The following is a 24444-nucleotide window of genomic DNA, read 5'->3' as shown; positions in this document are numbered from 1 at the left end:
GGCCAATTAGGGGCCATCAGCCGGCAAGTCTTGCCCCTGCCCCAAAACCGACCGGTTTTCCACATGCAAGCGATCAACGCCTGAGACGAAACGGCCGGCGCCCATCGGCCACCGGCGCCATCAGGAAGCTGATGAGAACGGTCGGAAGCAAAACGACGAAGGTGGCAACCAGGCTCACATGCTCTGCAATGAAGCCCAGAAGCGGCGGCACCCCGATCGTGGAAAGCATCAGGGTCAGCGCGAGGGCTGCAAGATTGTCGGAGGGCTGTCCCTTGCCACGGGCAATCGTGGTCGAGACTGCCAGGGGAAAGGCCAGCGCGATCCCGCAGCCGATCAGAAACAGCGCCACGCCGGCAACGACGAGGTTTGCGGCGGTCACCAGCAGCACGATACCGAACGCGACGGCGATAGCGGATCCCCGGATCAGCGAGATCGGTCCTGCGACTTCCCGCAGCTTGTCGCCCGACAGCCGCGTCAGTCCCATGCCGACGGTGAAGACGGCGTAGAGGACGCCGGCCATCGCCGGATCCGCCCCCATTTCCTCGCGCAGAAAGAAGATCGCCCAGTCGTAGACCGCGCCTTCCACGATGCAGAGCCCGAACACCATGATGCAGATGAGGATGATGGTCTTGTCCGGCATGACGTATGCGGATTTTCTTTTCGTCGTCGGCGCAGCTGGCGCCGGGTCGGCGGCCGTCACCCGGAAGACGGCAAAGCAGGCTACGAGGACAAGTAGCGCCGCCACGCTCTGCTGCACAAAGGGCGATACGCCCTGCGCTGCGAGGAAACCGGACGCAAGCGATCCGAACAGAAGCCCGACCGACCAGAACCCGTGGCTTCTCGCCAGAACCTTTGTGCCGGTCCGCTGCTCGATACCGGCGGAGATCATGTTGGCGGACACATCGAAGATCGTGCGAAAAAAGCCGAACAGGAAGAAACCGAGGACAAATAAAGGGAGCGGCGCGGCCGCCAGGATCGGGCTCAGAAGCGCGACAATGGGCAGCGTGATGACCGCGGTCAGCCGTGGCGTAAGCCTATCGGTGATCCGTCCGGCCAGAGGTAGCGCCAGAAACGTGCCAACCGGGGCGCTCAAGAGCGCCATCCCGAGCACCGCCTTGTCGATGCCCATCGATTCCTGAATGGCCGGAAGCCGCGTGAACAGGGAAACGAACAGAAGAGCATTGCTGAAATAGAGCAGAGCCGGCGCAAGTAGGGTCATTACGGAATTCCGAAGCAATCACATCAGACACACTGGTGCACCGCGACTTTGACGACGACAAGACATGAACGTGGGACCCTGCCCTGCGTTTCGCATTGCCGTCCGGTTGGGCAGATCATGGCAATGCTGAAAAAATCCGCAACTCCACCTTTCCCTTTGGTGAGTATGCGCTAAACTTCATGTCAGCCTATGCTGGAGAATGTCAGATGCGCTTTCGAATAGCCTCTCTTGCCGCATTCCTCTTCCTGTCACCCGCAGGTGTCGTCTACGCTGAAGATCCTGTTGCGGATGCTCGCGCAGTCATCTCCGCTCAGATTTCCGCGTTGATGAATGATGATGCCGACAAGGCCTATTCTCTGGCCTCGCCGGGCATCCGCAGTCTTTATCCGGATAAAAAAGTGTTCTTCGCCATGGTCCGCGACAACTATGAGGCTGTCTATCAGGCCGGAACCTATGCCTTCGGCCGCTCCAAACTGGTGGGCGGCGGCGAAGTCGTGCTGCAGGAGGTGATGATCAGTGCCAAGCAGGGCAAGGACTGGACCGCAATCTACGACATGCGGCTGATGGACGACGGATCCTACAAGGTCAACGGCGTCCGGATGATCCGCAACACGGCCAGCCAGGGCATCTAGCCAAAATATGGTCGGCAGGGGCACCGCCCCTGCCCGCTCGAATATTGTCAGACCGGGTCGATATCGCCCTTGGCCCATTCCGCCTGGGTCTCTGCACAGAAATCCTCGAAACGACCATTCGCGATCGCCTCGCGAATGCCCTTCATCAGATCCTGGTAGTAATTGAGGTTGTTCCACGAGAGCAGCATCCCGCCCAGCGATTCGTCTGCGCGGATCAGATGGTGCAGATAGGCGCGGGAGTAATCGTGTGTCGCCGGGCAGCCGGACTCGTCGTCGAGCGGTCGCATATCCTCGGCATGGCGTGCGTTGCGAAGGTTCACCTTGCCGCGACGGGTGAAGGCGAGACCGTGACGGCCGGCCCGCGTCGGCATCACGCAGTCGAACATGTCGATACCGCGCGCCACCGATTTGAGGATATCATCAGGCGTTCCGACGCCCATCAGATAGCGCGGCTTTTCGGACGGCAGAACCGGGAGCGTTTCCTCCAGCATGCGCAGCATCACGTCCTGCGGCTCGCCGACCGCAAGGCCACCCACCGCATATCCCTTGAGGTCGAGCTGTTTCAGCCCTTCGGCAGACCGCACGCGAAGCGCCGGAATGTCGCCACCCTGGACGATGCCGAACATCGCCTTGCCTGGCTGTTCCCCGAAGGCCACCCGGCAGCGCTCGGCCCAGCGAAGCGACAACTCCATCGCGCGCTCGATTTCCTTGGCCTCGGCCGGAAGCGCCACGCATTCGTCGAGCTGCATCTGGATATCCGAGCCAAGCAGGCCCTGGATCTCGATCGAACGCTCCGGCGACATATGGTGCTTGGAGCCGTCGATATGGCTCTTGAAGGTCACGCCCTTCTCGTCGAGCTTTCTGAGCGCCGAAAGCGACATGACCTGAAAGCCGCCCGAATCGGTGAGGATCGGATGATCCCAGCGGATCAGCTTGTGCAGTCCACCGAGCCGCGCAACCCGTTCGGCGCCCGGCCGCAGCATCAAGTGATAGGTATTGCCGAGAATGATATCGGCGCCCGTTTCGCGCACCTGATCAAGATACATCGCCTTGACGGTCCCGACGGTGCCGACCGGCATGAAGGCCGGCGTGCGGATCGTTCCGCGCGGCATGGAGACTTCGCCGAGACGGGCGCCGCCGTCCGTTGCCTTCAGGGTGAACTGGAAATTTTCGGTGGTCATCGGTCGTTCCTGAAAAGCAGGCTTGAGTCGCCGTAGGAGTAAAAGCGATAGCCGGACGAGATGGCATGGTCGTAGGCTGCGCGCATGGTCTCCAGGCCGCAAAAAGCCGAGACCAGCATGAACAGCGTCGATTTCGGCAGGTGAAAATTGGTCATCAGCATGTCGACTGCCTTGAACCGATAGCCGGGCGTGATGAAGATGCCGGTCGCACCGCTCCAGGGCAGTATGGTGCCGTCGTCAGCCGCAGCACTTTCAATCAGCCGCAGCGAGGTCGTGCCGACGCAGACGATGCGCCCGCCCCTCGCCCTGACGGCGTTGAGATGCTGCGCGGTCTCGGCACTCACGTAACCGATTTCCTGATGCATCTTGTGGTCTTCGGTATCGTCCACCTTCATCGGCAGAAATGTCCCTGCCCCCACATGCAGCGTCACGAAATGCCGCTCGACGCCTGCAGCGTCCAGCCTGGCAAACAGGTCGGGCGTGAAATGCAGACCCGCTGTGGGCGCAGCAACGGCGCCCTGCTCGCGGGCATAGATCGTCTGGTAATCCTTCGCGTCCTGCGCATCCTCGGGCCGCTTGGCGGCGATATAGGGCGGCAGCGGAATATGGCCGACCGACAGGATCGCTTCGTCCAACGCAGGGCCTGAAAGATCAAAGCGCAGCGTCACCTCGCCGCCCTCGCCTTTATCCTCGACTGTCGCGCTCAGCGATCCCAAATCGCCAAATTCGATCCGGTCGCCGACCTTGATCCGCTTGCCGGGCCTGGCAAACGCCTTCCAGACATCCGGTTCGGTGCGCATATGCAGCGTCGCCGAAACCTGCTGACCGCCGGCGCCTTCACGATGACGGATGCCTTCGAGCTGCGCGGGAATGACTTTCGTGTCGTTGAAGACCAGCGCATCGCCCGGCTTCAGGAATGCCACCAGATCACTGACCCGCTGGTCGGAGAGGACAGGATCGGCGCCGGCGTCGACGACAAGCAGCCGGGCGCTGTCGCGCGGGTTTGCCGGCCGCAGCGCAATGTTTTCCTCGGGCAGATCGAAATCGAATAGATCGACACGCATGATGGATGAGCTTCCAGAATAGGCAAGGCCCGCCCCGTCGAGAAGACGGAGCGGGCCAGAAATGGCGGATCAGATCAGACGTCTGCGGCGACGCGGACGGAAACGATCGAGTCCGGATCCTTGACCGGCTCGCCCTTCTTGATCAGGTCGATGATGTCCATGCCTTCGATGACCTGGCCCCAGACCGTGTACTGCTTGTTCAGCCAAGGAGCATCGGTAAAGCAGATGAAGAACTGCGAGTTGGCGGAGTTCGGGCTCTGCGAACGGGCCATCGAGCATGTGCCGCGGATATGCGATACGGCCGAGAATTCAGCCTTCAGGTCCGGCTTATCGGAGCCGCCCATGCCGGCGCGCGAAGGGTTGAAGTCCGCTCCACCCTGCTTGCCGAACTTGACGTCGCCGGTCTGCGCCATGAAATCCGGAATGACGCGGTGGAAAACAACGCCGTCATAGGCCGTCTCGCGGGCAAGTTCCTTGATGCGCGCAACGTGCTCAGGTGCCAGGTCCGGCAGGAGCGAGATGACGACCTTGCCCTTGGTGGTTTCCATGATGAGGGTGTTTTCGGGATCCTTGATCTCGGCCATGGTATTTCTCCTTGATTATCTCTGTCTCAGGACATCAGCCCGGTGGGCCATTGCCGTTTCAATCGACTGTGAGCCGATTATTTCTTGCCGACGGTCACCTTGACCATCTTGTCGGGATTGGTGACTTCGCCATTGCTGCCATCGCCGCGCTTGATCTTGTCCACGGCTTCCATGCCGGACACGACCTTGCCGATTACGGTGTACTGACCGTTCAGGAACGGGCCTTCATCGAACATGATGAAGAACTGCGAGTTGGCAGAATTCGGGCTCTGCGAACGGGCCATGCCGACAGTGCCGCGCTCGAATGGCGTCTTGGAAAATTCTGCAGGAAGATCGGCAAGATCCGAGCCGCCGGTGCCGGCGCGCGAAGCGTTGAAGCTCGGGCCGCCCTGCTTGCCGAACTTGACGTCGCCGGTCTGGGCCATGAAGCCATCGATGACGCGGTGGAATATGACGTTGTCATAGGCACCCTTCGCAGCCAGTGCCTTCACCTGCGCAACGTGCTTCGGTGCCGACTCAGGCATCAGCTGGATTACGACCGGACCATCCTTCAACTGGATGGTCAGAAAATCGTCTGCCGCCGCAACGGCTGTTCCGACCGTGGCAGCGAGCGCGAGGGCGCCGGCTATGGCGAGGCGAAGCAGTTTCATCAGAAGACTCCTGTTATCTTTTGTCGCAGAATCAGCGTTTGTGCTTTTCGTTCAGGGCGCGCAGTACCACAGCCGGCACGAATTCGCCGACATTGCCGCCCATGGCAGCGATCTGGCGGACCAATGTGGCCGTTATGGGCCGGGAGGCCGCCGCCGACGGCAGGAATACCGTCTGAAGGTCTGGCGCCATTGTCCGGTTCATGCTGGCCATCTGCATCTCGTAATCAAAATCGGTCCCGTCGCGCAGGCCGCGCACAAGGATTGTCGCCCCCTGCTCCCGGGCAGCGTCGATCACCAATCCTTCAAATGAAACCACCGAAAGACTGTCCTCGCGCTCGGGCAGAGCCTCCGAAAGTGCTGCTGCGATCAATGCCGCGCGCTCCTCGAAGCTGAATACCGGCACCTTGCCCGGATGAACGCCGATTGCCACGACGACCCGTTCAGCGATGTTCAGCGCCTGCACGAGAATATCGAGATGGCCGTTTGTCATCGGGTCGAATGAGCCGGGATAAAGAGCGATCGTCATACCGAAGTCGGAGCCTGTTCCAGCTGAATTTCAACGGCCTTTTGTCATGGAAGGCCGCCCGCTGCAAGGCTTTCCCAAAAACTGAACGAAAGATGAATGCGTCGTTCAAGGCCGTTTCAGCCGGCTCATGTTTAACTGACAAACATGACGGGGCGAGATCATCGTCCCGCTGAGTTGAGAGACATGGAAATGCTGGCTTTGATGATTTTCGCTGCAATCGTTGCAGCGCTTTTATTGGACGCCGCGATTTACGTATTCGGATCGGCAGACCTCTGAGAAGTGGAAACGCGATCCGGAATCTGAACGCCAGATGAACACGCCATTCAAGCATGCTTCAGAGCCGTTCAGATAGGTCACTCCCATAATGTGGTGTCGCTGCGCGCAGTTCACGCGCTCAGGCAATTAAAAGGATAATCGGATATGATGATCGCAAACAAAAAGATGGCTATGCCCGACAAGATCACCATGATTAACCTCGTATGGAGCGCCATGATTGCTGTCATGTTGACGGCGACGGTCACTCTCTACCAGGACCGCTCGGATGTCGACGGCTCCAACTACCCGCAGGTTACCGGTCGTTACAGCGACATCTCCTACTATTGATCGCCTGCCGCGAGGAGCTGGACTGGGACCTCATCCCTTTTGCCGCTCCTCTGAAACATCCGCGATCACAGAAACCGCAATCGTGCCCCCTGCTCTTTGGGCACGTTGTCGGGAAGATCTAGAGCGACAAGCCACACCATTATTTTCGTGAACGGTAGCTAACAGGGCGCGATGCCCTTTCCGCGCCAAGCGGCTCAAACAAAGCCGGAGGATGGTTTCCCATCCTCCGGTTTTCTCGTTGTTGATGTCCTCTGCCCTCCGGAAGGACGCGACCTATTCAATCGCATCCCAATCCAATGATCGAACACCGCGCCACTAGTTTGATCGCCGGTGCCAAATACTGGTGAGATGCCCAACCCCTTGAAGCTACTCAAACAGAAGCCGGAGGATGGTTTCCCATCCTCCGGCTTTTTTCGTTTTTCTCGTCTTTTGCCGTCCGGGTGGACGCGACCTATTCGGTCGCATCCCCGTCAGCATCAGGCGTATCGGTTTCGGTCGCATCGGTGTCGGTATCGGGAGCAATCCCGAGGTCACCGGTTTCGGCCGAGATCTCACCCGGGAGCTCGCCGTTCTCGTCTTCGTTCTCAGGCTCGCTGATGCGCTCGACGGAGACCACCTTCTCATCCTTGTGGGTCGAGAAGATCGTGACGCCCTTCGTCGCACGGCTGGCAATGCGAATGCCGCCAACCGGAACACGGATCAGAACACCGCCATTCGAAACGAGCATGATCTGGTCACCCTCGTCGATCGGGAAGGCGGCCACGAGTTCGCCGATTTCCGCAGTCTTCGAGGTATCGGTGGCACGGATACCCTTGCCGCCACGGCCCGATGTGCGGAAGTCATAGGAAGACGAGCGCTTGCCGTAGCCTTTTTCCGAAACCGTCAGCACGAACTGTTCGTGCTGCTTCAGGTATTCGTAGCGCTCATCGGAGAGCTGTCCCTCTTCGGTGACTTCCTCACCAACCAGAGCGATGTCTTCTTCGTCCACCCCGGCAGCACGGCGCTCGATCGCCGAGCGCTTGAGGTAAGCCGCACGTTCCCACGGCTCGGCATCCACATGCCCAACGATCGTCATTGAGATAATGCGGTCGCCTTCGGCCAGATTGATACCGCGGACACCGATGGAATTACGGCCGGCAAAGACGCGGACCTCTTCGACCGGGAAGCGGATCGCCTGTCCCAGCGCCGTCGTCAGCAACACGTCGTCACCAGGTTCGTTGAGATCGAGGTTCGGACCACTGCAGGTCTCGACGGAGAGGATTTCGTCACCCTCCTCCTCGAGCTTCATGGCGATCTTGCCGTTGCGGTTGACCTGCACGAAGTCCGACAGCTTGTTGCGGCGAACCGTGCCGCGGGTCGTAGAGAACATCACGTCCAGGTTATCCCAGGAGGTTTCGTCTTCGGGAAGCGGCATGATCGTGGTGATGCGCTCGCCGGCTTCCAGCGGCAGCATGTTGATCAGGGCCTTGCCGCGCGATTGCGGCGTGCCGATCGGCAGGCGCCAGACCTTTTCCTTGTAGACGATGCCACGCGAGGAGAAGAACAGCACCGGCGTATGAGTATTGACCACGAATAGCCGGGTAACGAAGTCCTCGTCACGTGTGGCCATGCCGGAGCGACCCTTGCCGCCACGACGCTGCGCGCGGTAGGTCGCCAGCGGAACACGCTTGATATAGCCGAGATGCGAAACGGTAACGACCATGTCCTCGCGGGCAATCAGGTCCTCGTCGTCCATCTCGAGACCGCCTTCGAGGATCTCGGTGCGGCGTGGTGTACCGAATTCGTCGCGAACGGCGATGAGTTCGTCCTTGACGATCTGCTGGATGCGAACCCGTGACGACAGGATGTCGAGATAGTCGGAGATCTCGGCGCCGATCTTGTTCAGCTCGTCGCCAATTTCATCGCGGCCGAGCGCCGTCAGGCGGGCAAGACGCAGTTCGAGGATCGCGCGGGCCTGTTCCTCGGAAAGGTTGTAGGTCAGATCCTCGTTGATCTTGTGACGCGGATCGTCGATGAGCCGGATAAGAGCCTCGACGTCATGGGCCGGCCAGCGGCGCGTCATCAACTGCTCGCGCGCCGTCGCAGGATCCGGTGCACGGCGAATGAGCGCAATGACTTCATCGATATTGGCAACGGCGATCGCCAGACCCACCAACACGTGAGCGCGCTCGCGCGCCTTGCGCAACAGGTACTTCGTGCGGCGGCTGACGACTTCCTCGCGGAAGGACACAAAGGCCTTCAGCATGTCGATCAGCGCCAGCTGCTCCGGCTTGCCGCCATTGAGCGCCACCATGTTGCAGCCGAACGACGTCTGTAGCGGCGTGTAGCGGTAGAGCTGGTTCAAAATGACGTCGGCATTCGCATCGCGCTTCAGCTCGACGACGACGCGGTAACCCTGTCTGTCGGACTCGTCGCGCAGATCGGAAATCCCTTCGATCCGCTTTTCGCGGACGAGTTCGCCAATCTTTTCGACCATCGAGGCCTTGTTCACCTGGTAGGGAACTTCGGTGATGATGATCTGCTCACGGTCGCCGCGCAGAGGTTCGATCGTCGCACGACCGCGCATCATGACGGAGCCGCGGCCCGTCTCGTAAGCCAGCCGAATGCCGGCACGGCCAAGGATCATTGCACCTGTCGGAAAGTCCGGACCGGGAATGATCTGCATCAGCTCGGGCAGTTCGATCGCCGGATTGTCCATCATCGCGATGCAGCCGTCGATCACTTCCGACAGATTGTGCGGCGGGATGTTGGTCGCCATGCCGACGGCGATGCCGCCTGCGCCATTGACGAGCAGGTTCGGAAATTTCGCCGGCAGAACCACCGGTTCCGACAGGGTGCCGTCATAGTTGTCGCGGAAATCGACGGTTTCCTTGTCGAGATCATCGAGCAGCGCATGGGCCGACTTTTCAAGCCTGCACTCTGTATAGCGCTCGGCCGCCGGCGGATCCCCGTCGATCGATCCGAAATTGCCCTGTCCGTCGATCAGCGGCAATCGCAGCGACCAATCCTGCGCCATACGTGCCAGCGCATCATAGATCGCGGAGTTGCCGTGCGGATGGAATTTACCCATCACGTCACCGGTTACGCGGGCGCACTTGACGTATTTCTTGTTCCAGTCGATCCCGAGCTCGGACATGCCGAACATGATGCGCCGGTGAACCGGCTTCAGTCCGTCACGAACGTCGGGAAGTGCGCGGCTGACGATCACGCTCATCGCATAATCGAGATAGGACCGCTGCATCTCTTCCATAATGGAAATGGGTTCAATGCCTGGAGGCAGCTTTCCGCCGCCGGGTGTGCTTTGCTCAGTCAAATCGGATCACGATCTCTGTTCGGAATCATTTGAATTTTTATAGCGGAAAGCGGCTCCGGGCGCCAATTTCCACTGAATTTGCTTTGTAGTTGTGAACAGGTTTTGCGGCATTTGGAAGGTGTTTGCCACGATCGTTGGATACATTCGTTGCAAGACTTCCCTAAAGCGCCCGGCTGTCCTAACAATCTTATCATTGAACGGCAAGCCGAGCGTCCTCTAGGAGTATCCATGGCCTCACCCGATGCTCTCATCAACGCGTTGACCACTTTGCTGGTCACGCTCGACCCGCCGGGTCTGGCGCCGGTCTTTCTGGGCCTGACGGTCGGCATGACGACGGCACAACGGCGCTTTGTCGCCTTTCGCGGTGCGCTGATCGCGTTCGGGATCCTCGCGGTGTTTGCGCTGTTCGGATCGAGCGTTCTCGGCCTGCTCGGTATCTCGATCGGCGCCTTCCGCATCGCGGGCGGCCTGCTGCTGTTCTGGATTTCGTTCGAAATGGTTTTCGAAAAGCGTCAGGAGCGAAAGGAAAAGACGTCGCAAAAGGCGATCACGATCGACCATATCCACGATATCGCCGTGTTTCCGCTCGCCCTGCCGCTGATCGCCGGCCCCGGAGCGATTTCCGCGACCGTCCTTTTGTCCGGAACATTCACCAGCGCTCTCGACCGCGCACTCCTTATCGGGGTCCTCGCGCTGATCATGGTGGTGCTCTACGCAACGCTTCTGATCGCGGAAAAGCTCGACCGTTTCCTGGGTGTGACAGGGCGCGCGATCCTCACCCGGCTTCTCGGGGTCATCCTTGCTGCCTTGTCCGTTCAGTTCGTGGTCGATGGCATCCGGTCGGCATTCGCGATACCCTGATCGTTCCTGAGACGGACGGCCGAAAGCTCAATCCATGCACATTCTAAACCGTCTCATCGGACAGGCACCGAACCCGATCAGCATGAGGGAACGGCTTCGCTCTGCGGGCGGCGCCTTGCTCGGCATTTCCCTGACGGGACTGGGCGGAAGTCTCGTCGTCGGCTTCGAACCGTCATTGCCGGCACTGATCGCCCCGATGGGTGCCTCGGCCGTGCTGCTTTTTGCCGTCCCGTCGAGCCCGCTCGCACAACCCTGGTCCATCCTCGGCGGCAATATTCTCTCGGCCACTGTCGGCGTCACAGTCGCTGCGCTCGTGCCAGACCCTGCCCTCGCCTCGGGCCTCGCCATTGGCATAGCGATCGCGGCGATGATGGCGCTGCGCTGCCTGCACCCGCCAAGCGGTGCGATTGCCCTGACCGCAGTGCTTGGCGGCCCGTCCATTCAAGCTATGGGATACGGATTCATCCTCTGGCCGGTTCTGGGCAACTCGCTGGCTTTGCTGCTGCTTGCGATCATTCTCAACAATCTGGCAGGCCGGCGCTATCCGCATGCGCCCGCTACGCCTGCCCCTTCGCACGGCACCAAGGATCCGCCGCCGAGCGGCCGTATCGGGTTCCGCCGGGAGGATCTCGACGCCGTCCTCAGGGACTATGATCAGGTCCTCGATATCGATCGCAGCGACCTCGAAACAATTATTCGCCTGACCGAACTGCGCTCCTACCGCCAGCGCGCGAGCCACCTCACCTGCGCCGACGTTATGTCCCGCGACGTGATCGCGGTGTCACCGGATGATCCCCTGGGGAAGGCGCATCAGTCCATGCGCAACCACCGTCTGAAGGCCCTGCCCGTCACCAACGAAAAGGCTGAGGTGGTTGGCATCGTTACGCAGACGGATTTTCTGGACAAGCCAATCTGGACCGGCGGTCGCCCGACGATCGGCCCGCGCCAGCGTTTGCGGCTGATGATGCAAGGCGCAACAGCGCCAAACCATATCGTAAGGGATATCATGACCGCGCCGGTCCGGACGATCGAGCCGTCGGCACCGCTCAACGACGCGGTCGTCATGTTTGCCGAGGAAGGCCTGCACTACCTGCCGATCGTCGGCGAGAACGGCAAACTCGTCGGAATACTCTCGCAGTCCGACGTGCTTGTAGCGATGCTTTCGGACCGCGCCACTCATGCTCCAACCGAACATGAAAAAGGCGCCTGAGCGGCGCCTTTTTTTTGATTAGAATGGGATGTCGTCGTCGAGGTCGCGGGAGAAGTTCCCGCCGCCACCACCGGAGGACTGGCCACCCTGGCTGCCCTGAGCACCGCGCCCTGCCGGTGCTCCCCCCCCGGAACGCGGACGATCATAGTCATCGCCGCCGCCACCGTAGTTGCCGCCGAAATCACCGCCGCCACCGCCGCCGAAGTCGCTTGCGCCACCACGTGCGCCGCCGCGCTCACCGCCGCCTTCGCCACGACCGTCGAGCATTGTCAGGGTCGAGTTGAAGCCCTGCAGCACGATTTCGGTTGAATAACGATCGTTGCCGGTCTGGTCCTGCCATTTGCGAGTCTGCAGCGCGCCTTCGATATAAAGCTTGGCACCCTTTTTGACATACTGCTCGACGACCTTGCAGAGGCCTTCGTTGAACACGACGACCGTATGCCATTCTGTCTTTTCGCGACGCTCGCCCGACGTACGATCGCGCCAGCTTTCCGACGTGGCGATGCGCAGGTTTGCGATCGGGCGGCCATCCTGCGTCCGGCGGATTTCCGGGTCGGCGCCGACATTGCCCACCAGAATGACTTTGTTCACGCTGCCCGCCATCGTATTCACCTCGTTTGCCGCCAAGCGCGGCTTTGAAAACCAATTACCCCACCATAAACCATCGACCGCCCGGATTGGGCAATGCCGAGGTTTAATCCACAGTGAATTTTGTTCTTTCTTTGTTCTATTTTCTCCGTATAGTTCTGTCAAGCATTCGGAACCGGGTTGCATTGCAACAGTTTCGTCTCGACAGGCGGCTTTCGATAACTACATAAGGACCTTCGATCCTCCCCGAAGGCATAACGATGAGCGAACTCAAAACCATTTCCATCCGTGGTGCGCGCGAGCACAATCTGAAGGGTATCGATCTCGATCTGCCCCGCAACTCGCTGATCGTGATGACCGGCCTGTCCGGCTCCGGCAAGTCGTCGCTTGCGTTCGACACGATCTATGCCGAGGGACAGCGACGCTATGTCGAAAGCCTGTCGGCCTATGCTCGCCAGTTTCTGGAGATGATGCAGAAGCCTGACGTCGACCAGATCGAAGGCCTGTCTCCGGCGATCTCGATCGAGCAGAAGACGACCTCGCGAAATCCCCGCTCGACGGTCGGAACGGTCACGGAAATCTACGACTACATGCGCCTGTTGTTTGCGCGCGTCGGCGTTCCATATTCGCCAGCGACCGGGCTTCCGATCGAAAGCCAGACCGTCAGCCAGATGGTCGACAGGGTCCTTGCTTTCGAAGAAGGCACCCGTCTTTATATTCTCGCACCAATGATCCGCGGGCGCAAAGGCGAGTACAAGAAGGAACTCGCCGAGCTGATGAAAAAGGGTTTTCAGCGCGTCAAGGTGGATGGCCAGTTCTACGAAATCTCCGACGTTCCAGCGCTCGACAAGAAATACAAACACGACATCGACGTCGTTGTGGACCGCCTTGTGGTGCGATCCGACATTGCCGCGCGTCTGGCCGACAGCCTTGAGACATCGCTGAAACTGGCGGATGGCCTGGCCGTTGCCGAGTTTGCCGACAAGCCTCTGCCGGAGAAGGAAACCTCCGCAGGTGGGTCTGCCAACAAGTCGCTCAACGAAACCCATGAACGGGTTCTGTTTTCGGAAAAATTCGCCTGCCCTGTGTCCGGATTCACCATTCCGGAGATCGAGCCGCGGCTGTTCTCCTTCAACAATCCCTTCGGTGCCTGCCCCACCTGCGATGGTCTCGGATCACAGCAGAAGGTGGACCGGAACATGATCGTGCCGGAACCCGGCCGGACCCTGAAGGATGGCGCGATCGCGCCATGGGCGAAGTCCACCTCGCCCTACTACAACCAGACGCTCGAGGGTCTCGGCAAGGTCTTCGGTTTCAAGCTGACGGACCGCTGGGACAAGCTGTCGGATAGCGCCCGCTCGGCGATCCTTGAGGGCACCGAGGAAAAGATCGAGTTCAACTACGCCGATGGTGCCAGGTCCTACAAGACGACCAAGACGTTCGAAGGCATCGTTCCCAATCTCGAACGGCGCTGGAAGGAAACCGACAGTGCCTGGGCGCGCGAGGAGATCGAGCGCTACATGTCGGCCGCTCCATGCCCGTCCTGTGCCGGCTATCGCCTGAAGCCGGAAGCGCTGGCGGTCAAGATCAATAAGCTGCATATCGGCCAGACGACAGAAATGTCGATCCGGCTGGCACGCGACTGGTTTGCGGCGCTCCCCGAGCACCTGAACGCGAAGCAGAACGAGATCGCTGTCCGTATCCTCAAGGAGATCCGCGAGCGCCTTCAGTTTCTGAACGACGTCGGGCTTGACTATCTCAGCCTTTCGCGAAATTCCGGCACGCTGTCCGGTGGCGAGAGCCAGCGCATCCGTCTGGCATCGCAAATCGGTTCCGGCCTCACGGGCGTGCTCTACGTGCTGGACGAGCCATCTATCGGCCTCCACCAGCGCGACAATGCCCGCCTGCTCGAAACGCTGAAGCATCTGCGTGACATCGGCAATACTGTCATCGTCGTGGAACATGACGAAGACGCCATTATGACCGCCGATTACGTCGTCGATATCGGCCCTGCCGCCGGCATCCACGGCGGCACGGTCGTCGCCGAAGGCACGCCGCAGCAGGTCATGGCAAACCCCAAGTCACTGACCGGTAAATACCTGTCGGGCGAACTCGGCGTCGCAGTTCCCACTGAGCGCCGCAAAGTCAAAAAAGGCAAGGAACTCAAGGTTTTCGGAGCCCGCGGCAACAACCTCAAGAATGTTAGCGCCGCGGTACCGCTCGGCGTCTTTACCGCCGTGACAGGCGTATCGGGTGGCGGCAAGTCGACCTTTCTGATCGAAACGCTTTACAAGTCGGCCGCACGCCGCGTCATGGGCGCGAGAGAAATCCCGGCCGAGCACGACCGGATCGACGGGTTCGAGCATATCGACAAGGTGATCGATATCGACCAGTCGCCGATCGGTCGCACACCGCGCTCCAACCCGGCCACCTATACCGGTGCCTTCACCCCCATCCGCGACTGGTTTGCCGGCCTGCCGGAAGCCAAGGCACGCGGTTATGCGCCCGGCCGCTTCTCCTTCAACGTCAAGGGCGGCCGTTGCGAGGCTTGCCAGGGCGACGGCGTCATCAAGATCGAGATGCACTTCCTGCCGGACGTGTATGTCACCTGCGACGTCTGCCACGGCAAACGCTACAACCGCGAAACGCTCGACGTACATTTCAAGGGCAAGTCGATCGCCGACGTCCTGGACATGACGGTCGAGGAAGGTGTCGAGTTCTTTGCCGCGGTTCCGGCCGTGCGCGACAAGCTGCAATCGCTGTTCGATGTCGGTCTGGGCTATATCAAGGTCGGCCAGCAGGCAAACACGCTCTCAGGCGGCGAAGCGCAGCGCGTCAAGCTTGCCAAGGAGCTGTCGAAGCGTGCCACCGGCCGCACGCTGTATATTCTGGACGAGCCAACCACGGGCCTGCATTTCCACGACGTCGCGAAACTTCTGGAAATGCTGCACGAGCTGGTCAACCAAGGCAATTCGGTCGTGGTCATCGAGCACAATCTCGAAGTCATCAAGACCGCCGATTGGGTTATCGACATTGGCCCCGAAGGCGGCACGGGTGGTGGGGAGATTGTTGCCTGCGGCACGCCGGAACAGGTCGTCAAGGAGAAGCGCTCCTATACCGGCCAGTTCCTTAAGGAGCTTCTGGAACGGCGTCCGGCCAAGAAAGTCCAAGCGGCAGAATAGTTTTTACCGCCGCCAATACCTGTTTCGGGGAGAAGAGTGATGACACCAGGCATAGTTCGAACAGGTATCGGCGGCTGGACCTTCGCGCCTTGGGAGGGCACGTTCTATCCGGACAAGCTGGCGAAGAAACGCCAGCTTGAATATGCGGCGTCCAAGCTCAAGGTCATCGAGGTCAACGGCACCTATTACGGGTCGCAAAAGCCCGAGACTTTTGCGAAATGGGCCTCCGAAGTGCCTGACGGATTCATCTTCTCGCTCAAAGCCAGCCGCTACACCACCAACCGTAAGGTCCTGGCCGAGGCGGGCGAATCGATCGAACGTTTTCTGCAGCAGGGGCTCGTCGAACTCGGCGACCATCTTGGGCCGTTGCTGTGGCAGTTCGCGCCCACCAAGAAATTCGAGCCTGACGATTTCGAAGCGTTTCTGAAACTGCTACCGGACGTGCTGGAAGGGCTGCCTTTGCGCCACGTCGTCGAGGTCAGGCACGACAGCTTCAAGGTTCCGGAATTCGTCGAGCTTCTCGCGAAATACAATGTCGCCCCCGTCTGCGCCGATCATTTCGACTATCCGATGATCGCCGATGTTACCGCTGATTTCGTCTATGCTCGGCTGCAAAAAGGGTCGGACGAGATCGAAACCTGTTACACGAAGCCGGATATGAAAGATTGGGCGAAAAGGTTGAAAACCTGGTCTGCCGGTAGCGTCCCCGACGATCTACCTTTGATCGACGAAACGCGTAAGCCCGCCAAGACGGCGCGCGACGTCTACGCCTTCTTCATTCACGAGGGCAAGGTCAACGCCCCCGGCGGCGCAATGGCCATGCAGGAGATGCTCGACGCCAAGAGCTAGGGCTCTCTGTTCGGCATGATCCCTGCCCTTTTGGCCAGATCTTCCGCGGTCATGTCTGGGGTCAGGCTATTGGCCGCTTCGCCGTGTAGGTAGACGCCTGCCGCCGCGGCCTCGAAGGCGGGCATGCCTTGGGCGAGCAGCGCTCCGATCATTCCGGCGAGCACATCTCCGGAGCCTGCGGTGGCAAGCCAGGGCGGCGCATTCGTGTTGATCAGGACGCGGCCATCGGGTGAAGCGATCACCGTGTCTGCACCCTTGTAGACGATGACGGCGTTGGCCCGCGCCGAGGCTTTCAGCGCCTTCTCCGGCTTGCTGAGTTCTTTGCCCTCAGCCAAATCCGGAAACAGCCGGGCAAACTCCCCCTCATGTGGGGTCAGTACCAGGCGCGTCTCGCCCTCCGAGAAGGCTGAAAACAGCGTATCAGGATCGTCCTTGAACGAGGAAACGCCGTCCGCGTCCAGCACTAGCCGCTTGCCCTTCAGTGCCACCACGAACTCGCGGGCTTTCTTCCCGACGCCGAACCCCGGGCCGAGCACGAAGGCCGATAGTTTTGCCGAACCCAGCCACTCGGCGAGGTCTGCGACATCGTCGATTGCATGAAGCATGATCGCTGTCAGCGAGGCGGCATTGACGGGAAGTGCGTCCGTCGGGCTTGCAACGGTAACGAGCCCTGCCCCGCGCTTCAGACCCGCCGTCGCCGAAAGCCGGGCTGCGCCCGTCTTGTCCGCGGGACCGCTGAACACGACCAGATGGCCGCGCGTATACTTGTGGCTGTCACTCAACGGTGACGGCACAGCTGAGCTCCAGATCGACGGCGCGTTCTCGGCAAGACTGCCGGCCTTGCTCAAAACGATTCGTCGGGGGATGCCGATATCGAAAACCTCAAGTTCACCGCAGAGCTCGCGTCCCGGCATGAGGACGTGGCCCGGCTTGCGCGCAACGAATGTCACCGTCCGATCTGCACGCAACGCCGCGCCAAGCGCCACGCCGCGCCGGCCGCATAGTCCAGACGGCAGATCGACGGCAAGCACGGGTATATCGGTTGCTGCCAGACGATAAGCGAGTGCCGCCACGCTATCGGGGACGTTTCTGGAGAGCCCTGCCCCGAGGAGCGCATCGATGACGACATCACCAGGCAATGGCACATAATTGTCCAACGGCTGGGTATCGAGCGGGCAGCGTGAACGGGCCTCAAGCGCATCGCCGCGCAGTTGTGCGGGATCCCCCAGACTGTAGACCACGCAGCGTGTGCCGGCCTCTTTCAAGGCCGCCGCCGCGACATAGCCGTCACCGCCATTGTTGCCGGGTCCACACAGGACGACAAAGCGCAACGCGCCGGGAAAGTGTCGAAGAGCCGACGCCGCGACAGCCCGGCCCGCGCGGTCCATCAGCCCTATCGAGGACATGCCTGATGCTGCCGCGGCCGTGTCGACGGCTGCCATATCGTTAGGCGTCAGGAGCAAATGAGCGAATGAATTGGTCATTTGTCTATTCAAAGGCAAAACAGGGGAAATACAAGCGCGATCTTAGTGATCAAAACATCATCAAATGCACAGAAAACATGCTTATTTAGTAGGTGGACAGGCATGCGCTCGGTGCGGCGGGCGGAAGCGATTTCGGCAAGGATACGGCGTAAGGCGCACAAACCCGGACGTGGCCGACCGCGTTCAGCAGGCAATCCACCGAAAAATGGAAAGTTTTGACGCAAACCCGTGTTATTTTCTGAAAAACGTGAAAGAGTTTGGCACGAATAGTGCATCGGCCTGTTTGGCGGGCATGGGCCTGCGACTGGGAGAAGCGGAGAGTTGGTTTCTCATGAAGAAGATCGAAGCGATCATTAAACCGTTCAAGCTGGATGAAGTGAAGGAAGCCCTTCAGGAAGTCGGCTTGCAAGGGATTACGGTGACCGAGGCCAAGGGCTTTGGACGCCAAAAAGGACATACCGAGCTTTATCGTGGCGCGGAATACGTCGTCGACTTTCTCCCGAAGGTGAAGGTTGAAGTTGTGCTGGCTGACGAGAATGCAGACGCGGTCATTGAGGCCATCCGCAACGCGGCACAGACTGGACGAATTGGAGACGGCAAGATATTCGTTTCCAACGTGGAGGAAGTCATTCGTATTCGCACCGGCGAAACGGGTGTGGACGCTATCTGACCGCACTTTGAAGGCTGATAAGAAGCCGCGCGGACAGTTCATAACAATCATACAGGCGAGGAAAAGGTCATATGACGAGCGCAAGCGAAATCATGAAACAGATCAAGGAAAACGACGTCAAGTTCGTGGACCTGCGCTTTACGGACCCGCGCGGCAAGCTGCAGCACGTGACGATGGACGTCTCGGCCGTCGATGAGGATATGTTCGCCGATGGCGTCATGTTCGACGGCTCCTCGATCGGCGGATGGAAGGCCATCAACGAGTCGGACATGGTGCTGATGCCCGATCCGCAGACCGTGCACATGGACCCGTTTTTCGCGCAATCCACGATGGTCATCGTTTGCGACATTCTCGATCCGATTTCCGGTGAAGCCTACAACCGCGATCCGCGCGGCACGGCCAAGAAGGCCGAGGCCTATCTCAAGGCATCGGGCATCGGCGATACGATTTTCGTCGGCCCCGAGCCTGAATTCTTCGTCTTCGACGACGTCAAGTACAAGGCCGATCCCTACAATACGGGCTTCAAGCTGGACAGTTCGGAACTGCCGTCCAACGACGACACCGATTACGAGACCGGCAACCTCGGCCACCGTCCGCGCGTCAAGGGCGGCTACTTCCCGGTTCCGCCGGTCGATAGCCTTCAGGACATGCGCTCGGAAATGCTCACCGTCCTCACCGAGATGGGCGTGGTCGTCGAAAAGCATCACCATGAAGTCGCAGCTGCCCAGCACGAACTCGGTGTGAAGTTCGATACGCTGGTGCGCAACGCCGACAAGATGCAGATCTACAAATACGTCGTGCATCAGGTCGCCAATGCTTATGGCAAGACGGCCACCTTCATGCCGAAGCCGATCTTCGGCGACAACGGCTCGGGCATGCACGTTCACCAGTCGATCTGGAAGGACGGCAAGCCGACCTTTGCCGGCGACGAGTATGCCGGCCTTTCGGAAAGCTGCCTCTATTACATCGGCGGCATCATCAAGCACGCCAAGGCGATCAACGCCTTCACGAACCCGACGACGAATTCCTACAAGCGTCTCGTGCCGGGTTACGAAGCACCGGTTCTGCTTGCCTACTCGGCCCGCAACCGCTCTGCCTCCTGCCGCATTCCGTTCGGGTCGAACCCGAAGGCAAAGCGCGTCGAAGTCCGCTTCCCCGATCCGGCCCAGAACCCCTATCTCGGTTTTGCCGCCATGCTGATGGCTGGCCTCGACGGCATCAAGAACAAGATCCATCCCGGCAAGGCGATGGACAAGGATCTCTACGACCTGCCGCCGAAGGAACTGCGCAAGATCCCGACGGTCTGCGGTAGCTTGCGCGAAGCGCTCGACAGCCTCGACAAGGATCGCAAGTTCCTCACCGCCGGCGGCGTCTTCGACGACGATCAGATCGACGCCTATATCGAACTGAAGATGGTGGAAGTCATGCGCTTCGAGATGACGCCGCATCCAGTCGAATTCGACATGTACTATTCCGCCTGATCCGCGGACCAACCTGAAAACCAGAAACGGCGGGGCTTACCCGCCGTTTTTCATTCGTGCTTCATCGGAGCAGCAGGCTCCTAACCTGCGGTCACAGGCCCGTGCCTGCTTCACCGCCCCCTGGATTGCCTCATGCGCACCGATACCGGCAGCACGCCCCGTCCCCTCGACTGGCTGATCTTCCTTTTTGTCCCGGTCTTCTTTTCCAGCAATCTCGTTTTCGGTCGCGGCATTGTCGGCGAGATCGGTCCCTATATGACCGCGTTTATCCGCTGGGCAGGCTCGACGCTCATCATGCTACCGCTGCTCTATATGGATCGTCGCGCTGCTGCGGCCTTTGTGCGGGCCCATACGTGGTTGTGGCTCTGGCTCGGCTTCCTCGGCATGGGAATCTGCGGCGGCTTCGTCTACTGGGCGCTCACCATGACGACGGCCTCGAATGCCACGCTGATCTACAGCACGTCGTCGCTCTTCATCATTCTGCTGGAATGGCTGTTCGCCAGCCGACGCATCAGCATCAAGGAAATCTGCGGCATGGCGCTCGCCTTCGCAGGCGTCGCGGTCATCGTGTTGCGCGGCGACCTTGCTGCCGTTCTTCACATGCGCTTCAATCTCGGCGATCTCGGCATTCTGATCGCCGCGATCGCGTTTGCCTTTTATTCAATTCTGTTACGGCGCCCGGCAGCTCAAGCCGTTCGTCCGCTCACACTGTTCGGACTGATTGCCTTCTCCGGCTCGCTCATCCTGATCGTGCCGGCGATCTGGGAACTGTTTCACGGCGGTCTTCTTCCCACCAGCCAGTCCGCCTGGATGAAGCTTGCCGGCATCATTCTCTTCGCCTCGCTCGCCGCCTTCTTCTGCTTCCAGCAGGTGGTGCGGATCTTCGGTTCGGTCACGGCCGGGACCACGCTCTACCTCATGCCCCCGGTTTCGATCGTCATGGCCGTGGCGTTTCTCGGCGAAACCTTCGAGGCCTACCATGGTGTCGGCATCGTGTGCGTCCTCGGAGGCGTCATTCTTGCAACGTTGAAGGGAAGGCGAGCAGGAACGGGATGAGAACAAAGTGGAACTATCCTTACCACACCGCATTTGCCACTTGAGCAGCAACGGATTTACACCCACATTATGTTGCGAAAGGATGTCGCACCATGAAACAGCGAAATGCCAAGTTTACGATCGGGGAAGTCGTTCGCCACAAGGTGTTCCCGTTCCGCGGCGTCGTGTTCGATGTGGACCCCGAATATGACAATACCGAGGAATGGTGGAACGCGATTCCGGCCGAGATCCGCCCAAGCAAGGATCAGCCCTTCTACCACCTTCTGGCCGAGAACGACGAAACCGAATACGTCGCTTATGTCTCGGAACAGAACCTGGTCCATGACGAGAGCGACCAACCCCTGCGCAACCCGCAGGTCTACCAGATCTTCGACGCCGGCCCCTCCGGCAATCTAAAGCCGAAGGTCATCCTCGCCCATTGATGGGGGCCAGCCTTGTCGAGATAAATCGTCAAAACGAAAAAAGCCCAGTCTTTCGACCGGGCTTTTTTGTTGCTTTGAGATTTGAACTTACTGGCCCTGCTTGGCAGCGTTCTGAGCTTCTTCAAGCTTCTTGCGCGCTTCCTCAGCCTTCTTCTGCATGCCTTCTTCTAGGCTACGCTGGCTTTCGGCAAGCTGCGACTGGGTGATTGCGGCACCGTCATAGGCGCCGGTAAAGCCGGTCAGCGAAACCTTGATCGGGTTCGGCGCGCGACGGAAGTTCATCGACGTGAAGACGACGTCGGTGCCCTTCTTGAGGCTGGCGATCATCGCATCCGTCAGGGGCACTTCAGCTGTGCACTTGTCGGGAAGGCAGACGGCGTAGTCGAGCTTCTGACCCTTGGCACCGTCGATCTGCATGATGATGCCAGGCTGCACCATACGTGCGGTCGGAACCGAAACCTGAAGGATCTTGCGGTTCACTTTGCCTTCGACACTGATTAGGCCGATTGCCGTGATCAGCTGGCCGTTCTGGGCCAGAATGATGTTCTGCACAACGCAGAGATCAGCATCGTCCTGTTTGGTGCAGGTCTTGAACCAGCCAAGCGGCGGACCGCCGGCACCGGCGCCGCCCTGTACGGGAGCTGCCTGCTGGGCGAAGGCTGCAACCGGCAGCGCAGCTACGCCGACCGAAACAGCAAGAGCAGACATGGCCGTCCGCATAACTTTGGTTGCCTTGAGCATCATAACGAAATCCGTCTCCTGAAATCCGCGGGCGCAGCATGCGCCGTCCACCCCGTCGAGATGTCCTACTGCCTGTCACCTGTCGCTCAAATGAGGCAATTGAATGACTCGGCGGGTGTTGCCAATCTGTTACATCGACGCGACGGCGATATCCAGCCTTTCTTTTGCTATTTTGACAAACCTCACCGTTGCAACGCAAGTTTGAAGAGCCTGTGCTTGGTGCATTGTCACCTATCCGCTATTTTCCGCCCGAATCAGCAGTATTGAGAGAAACGGAATGCTTTCATGAAGCGCAGTATATCCTTCTTGATCGCAGCGACGCTGTTTGTGCCTGTCATGGCATCCGGGGCGCGGGCGCAGCCTGTGCACGCGATCTCCATGCATGGCGAACCTGCCCTGCCTGCCGATTACCAGCATCTGAGCTACGTCAATCCGCAAGTGAAGAAGGGGGGCAGCGTCCGCTACGGCGTCGTCGGCACGTTCGACAGCCTCAACCCGTTCAATCTGAAGAGCATCCGCACCACCGCCCGCGGCGTCTGGGATCCGGCCTTCGGCAACCTGATCTATGAAACGCTGATGACCCGCTCCGCCGACGAGCCCTTCACGCTCTATGGTCTTCTGGCCGAAAGCGTCGAGTGGAATGATGAGCGCACATTCATACAGTTCAACATCAATCCCAAGGCAAAATGGTCCGACGGCCAGCCGGTGACGCCTGAGGACGTGATCTTCTCCTTCGAGGTGCTGCGCGACAAGGGTCGGGTACCGTTCTCCAGGCGTCTCGCCCCCGTGGAGAAGATGGAAAAGGTCGGCGAGCGCAGTGTCCGCTTCACCTTCAACGACACGGTCGACCGGGAATTCCCACTGATCATCGCCGCCTCCACCCCGATCCTGCCGAAACACGCGATCGACCCAGAGACATTCGATCAGTCGACCCTGAAGGTGCCGCTGGGCTCGGGACCCTATCTTATCAAATCCGTCTCACCCGGCCAGCGCATCGTCTATGAGCGCGATGACAAGTACTGGGGCAAGGATATTCCGGCCAAAGTCGGTTTCGACAATTACGACCGAATCAGCGTCGAATACTTTTTGGAAGACAACACCCTGTTCGAGGCGTTCAAGAAGGGCGAGATCGACATCTATCCCGATGGCAGCCCGACACACTGGGCGCGTGCGTATAATTTCCCGGCCATCCGGACTGGAGACGCGGTCAAGGAAGCCTTCACGCCGCAACTGCCGACCGGCATGCTGGGCTTCGTGTTCAACACGCGCCGGTCGATCTTTGCAGACGTCAACGTGCGCGCCGGCCTTTCGCTGGCCTTCGATTTCGAGTGGGCCAACCGGAACCTGTTCGAGAACGCCTATACCCGCACCGAAAGTTTCTGGCAGGGCTCGCCGCTGACCTCTCTCGGTAAACCGGCGGACCAGCGCGAGCTAGAAATCCTCGGTGACATCAAGAACCGAATCGAGCCTGACGTACTCGATGGTACCTACCGTATCGAAAAGACCAACGCGTCCGGTGCCGACCGCAGAGTGTTGCGAAAGGCCGTCGACCTTCTGAACAAGGGTGGTTACACGATCAAGAACGGCCGCATGACAAATGCCGGCGGGCGCCAGTTCTCGTTCGAGGTCATGACCCAGACCGTCGATCAGGAAAAGCTCGCCATCGCCTACCAGCGAGCCCTTCGGATGATCGGCGTCGAGATGGCGATCCGCACGGTCGACGATTCGCAGTACCAGGCGCGGTCGGGTAGCTTCGACTACGACATGATCGTCAAATCCTACCCGTCGTCGCTGTCTCCCGGAATCGAACAGATGGGACGCTGGGGCTCCACCTCCCGCGACACGCCCGGCAGCTTCAATTTTGCAGGAACGGCGGATCCCGATATCGACCGGCTGATCGGCACCATGACAGCCGTCCGTAGCAAGGAAGATTTCGAAGCAACGGTTCGCGCCTATGACCGCCTGCTGATTTCAGGCCACTACATGGTTCCGCTCTACCATATTGCCGACCAGTGGGTGGCGCGGCGCAAGCAGATACGCTATCCGGAAACCTTGCCGCTATACGGCTATCAGCTCAACACCTGGTGGGATGAGCGGGCGCAGTAGACAGCTCGCCACCTGCCGATCG

The 24444-nt window shown here is 59.8% G+C and carries 21 protein-coding genes; 11 read left to right on the top strand and 10 right to left on the bottom strand.

Features of this window, described 5'->3' with window-relative positions:
- Positions 1-73 precede the first annotated feature (73 nt).
- The gene (locus tag IFT59_RS07495; protein WP_174196646.1) at positions 74-1219 is read right to left on the bottom strand and encodes an MFS transporter; all 1146 of its coding nucleotides are present in this window, start codon (positions 1217-1219) and stop codon (positions 74-76) included.
- A gap of 206 nt (positions 1220-1425) precedes the next feature.
- Between IFT59_RS07495 and IFT59_RS07490 the strand changes: the two genes are divergently transcribed.
- Positions 1426-1851 (top strand): DUF4864 domain-containing protein, encoded by a 426-nt coding sequence (locus IFT59_RS07490; RefSeq protein ID WP_192086516.1) that lies wholly within the window; start codon positions 1426-1428, stop codon positions 1849-1851.
- 47 nt (positions 1852-1898) lie between these two features.
- On the opposite strand, the gene tgt is transcribed toward IFT59_RS07490, so the two are convergent.
- The 5 genes from tgt to coaD form a co-directional block, all read right to left on the bottom strand.
- On the bottom strand, positions 1899-3032 hold the full coding sequence (gene tgt, locus IFT59_RS07485; RefSeq protein ID WP_192086515.1) for a tRNA guanosine(34) transglycosylase Tgt: 1134 nt from the start codon (positions 3030-3032) through the stop codon (positions 1899-1901).
- Positions 3029-4096, bottom strand: a complete 1068-nt coding sequence (queA, locus tag IFT59_RS07480; RefSeq protein WP_192086514.1) for a tRNA preQ1(34) S-adenosylmethionine ribosyltransferase-isomerase QueA — start codon at positions 4094-4096, stop codon at positions 3029-3031. Before queA ends, tgt begins: the two co-directional genes overlap by 4 nt.
- Before the next feature lie 74 nt (positions 4097-4170).
- Positions 4171-4680, bottom strand: a complete 510-nt coding sequence (locus tag IFT59_RS07475; protein WP_062456851.1) for a peptidylprolyl isomerase — start codon at positions 4678-4680, stop codon at positions 4171-4173.
- A gap of 77 nt (positions 4681-4757) precedes the next feature.
- A complete protein-coding gene (locus IFT59_RS07470; RefSeq protein WP_062456848.1) occupies positions 4758-5330 on the bottom strand; it encodes a peptidylprolyl isomerase in 573 nt (190 codons plus the stop codon).
- Between the two features lie 31 nt (positions 5331-5361).
- The gene (gene coaD, locus IFT59_RS07465; RefSeq protein ID WP_062580735.1) at positions 5362-5856 is read right to left on the bottom strand and encodes a pantetheine-phosphate adenylyltransferase; all 495 of its coding nucleotides are present in this window, start codon (positions 5854-5856) and stop codon (positions 5362-5364) included.
- A 420-nt stretch (positions 5857-6276) separates the two neighbouring features.
- Here coaD and IFT59_RS07460 point away from each other — a divergent pair, with 420 nt between their 5' ends.
- Positions 6277-6459 (top strand): hypothetical protein, encoded by a 183-nt coding sequence (locus IFT59_RS07460; protein WP_062456843.1) that lies wholly within the window; start codon positions 6277-6279, stop codon positions 6457-6459.
- Positions 6460-6910: 451 nt separating this feature from the next.
- Here IFT59_RS07460 and gyrA read toward each other — a convergent pair whose 3' ends face one another.
- Positions 6911-9772 carry a DNA gyrase subunit A gene (gene gyrA / locus IFT59_RS07455; RefSeq protein WP_192086513.1) on the bottom strand — a complete coding sequence of 954 codons (2862 nt, stop codon included), beginning with the start codon at positions 9770-9772 and terminating at the stop codon, positions 6911-6913.
- Positions 9773-10000: 228 nt separating this feature from the next.
- Between gyrA and IFT59_RS07450 the strand changes: the two genes are divergently transcribed.
- Both IFT59_RS07450 and IFT59_RS07445 read left to right on the top strand, forming a co-directional pair.
- Positions 10001-10633, top strand: coding sequence for a MarC family protein (locus tag IFT59_RS07450; RefSeq protein ID WP_062456837.1), 633 nt, complete (start codon positions 10001-10003; stop codon positions 10631-10633).
- Positions 10634-10667: 34 nt separating this feature from the next.
- On the top strand, positions 10668-11843 hold the full coding sequence (locus tag IFT59_RS07445) for an HPP family protein (protein ID WP_192086512.1): 1176 nt from the start codon (positions 10668-10670) through the stop codon (positions 11841-11843).
- A gap of 18 nt (positions 11844-11861) precedes the next feature.
- On the opposite strand, the gene IFT59_RS07440 is transcribed toward IFT59_RS07445, so the two are convergent.
- Entirely contained in the window at positions 11862-12446 is a 585-nt protein-coding gene (locus tag IFT59_RS07440) for a single-stranded DNA-binding protein (protein ID WP_062456831.1), read from the bottom strand.
- A 245-nt stretch (positions 12447-12691) separates the two neighbouring features.
- On the opposite strand from IFT59_RS07440, the gene uvrA reads away from it, so the two are divergent.
- A complete protein-coding gene (gene uvrA, locus IFT59_RS07435) occupies positions 12692-15613 on the top strand; it encodes an excinuclease ABC subunit UvrA (protein WP_192086511.1) in 2922 nt (973 codons plus the stop codon).
- A gap of 39 nt (positions 15614-15652) precedes the next feature.
- Entirely contained in the window at positions 15653-16462 is an 810-nt protein-coding gene (locus IFT59_RS07430; protein ID WP_197978034.1) for a DUF72 domain-containing protein, read from the top strand.
- Here the strand turns inward: IFT59_RS07430 and IFT59_RS07425 are convergent.
- Complete coding sequence (locus IFT59_RS07425) at positions 16459-17946, bottom strand: NAD(P)H-hydrate dehydratase (RefSeq protein ID WP_192086509.1); 1488 nt, start codon at positions 17944-17946, stop codon at positions 16459-16461. The genes IFT59_RS07430 and IFT59_RS07425 overlap by 4 nt on opposite strands.
- A 331-nt stretch (positions 17947-18277) precedes the next feature.
- Between IFT59_RS07425 and IFT59_RS07420 the strand changes: the two genes are divergently transcribed.
- From IFT59_RS07420 to hspQ, 4 genes are all read left to right on the top strand, one after another.
- Positions 18278-18616, top strand: coding sequence for a P-II family nitrogen regulator (locus IFT59_RS07420; protein ID WP_007753933.1), 339 nt, complete (start codon positions 18278-18280; stop codon positions 18614-18616).
- A gap of 71 nt (positions 18617-18687) precedes the next feature.
- Positions 18688-20097, top strand: coding sequence for a type I glutamate--ammonia ligase (gene glnA / locus IFT59_RS07415; RefSeq protein WP_062456819.1), 1410 nt, complete (start codon positions 18688-18690; stop codon positions 20095-20097).
- Between the two features lie 132 nt (positions 20098-20229).
- On the top strand, positions 20230-21153 hold the full coding sequence (locus IFT59_RS07410; RefSeq protein WP_192086508.1) for a DMT family transporter: 924 nt from the start codon (positions 20230-20232) through the stop codon (positions 21151-21153).
- A gap of 92 nt (positions 21154-21245) precedes the next feature.
- The gene (gene hspQ, locus IFT59_RS07405; protein ID WP_062456814.1) at positions 21246-21575 is read left to right on the top strand and encodes a heat shock protein HspQ; all 330 of its coding nucleotides are present in this window, start codon (positions 21246-21248) and stop codon (positions 21573-21575) included.
- An 87-nt stretch (positions 21576-21662) separates the two neighbouring features.
- Here the strand turns inward: hspQ and IFT59_RS07400 are convergent, their stop codons facing one another.
- A complete protein-coding gene (locus tag IFT59_RS07400) occupies positions 21663-22319 on the bottom strand; it encodes an invasion associated locus B family protein (protein ID WP_192086507.1) in 657 nt (218 codons plus the stop codon).
- A gap of 333 nt (positions 22320-22652) precedes the next feature.
- On the opposite strand from IFT59_RS07400, the gene IFT59_RS07395 reads away from it, so the two are divergent.
- Positions 22653-24422 (top strand): extracellular solute-binding protein, encoded by a 1770-nt coding sequence (locus IFT59_RS07395; protein WP_249407563.1) that lies wholly within the window; start codon positions 22653-22655, stop codon positions 24420-24422.
- Positions 24423-24444 lie beyond the last annotated feature (22 nt).

Source organism: Rhizobium sp. CFBP 8752, from assembly GCF_014842035.1.
GTDB classification, from domain to species: domain Bacteria; phylum Pseudomonadota; class Alphaproteobacteria; order Rhizobiales; family Rhizobiaceae; genus Neorhizobium; species Neorhizobium soli.
Note: the sequence above shows the minus strand (reverse complement) of the source record. Positions and strands in the feature narration are given on the sequence as shown.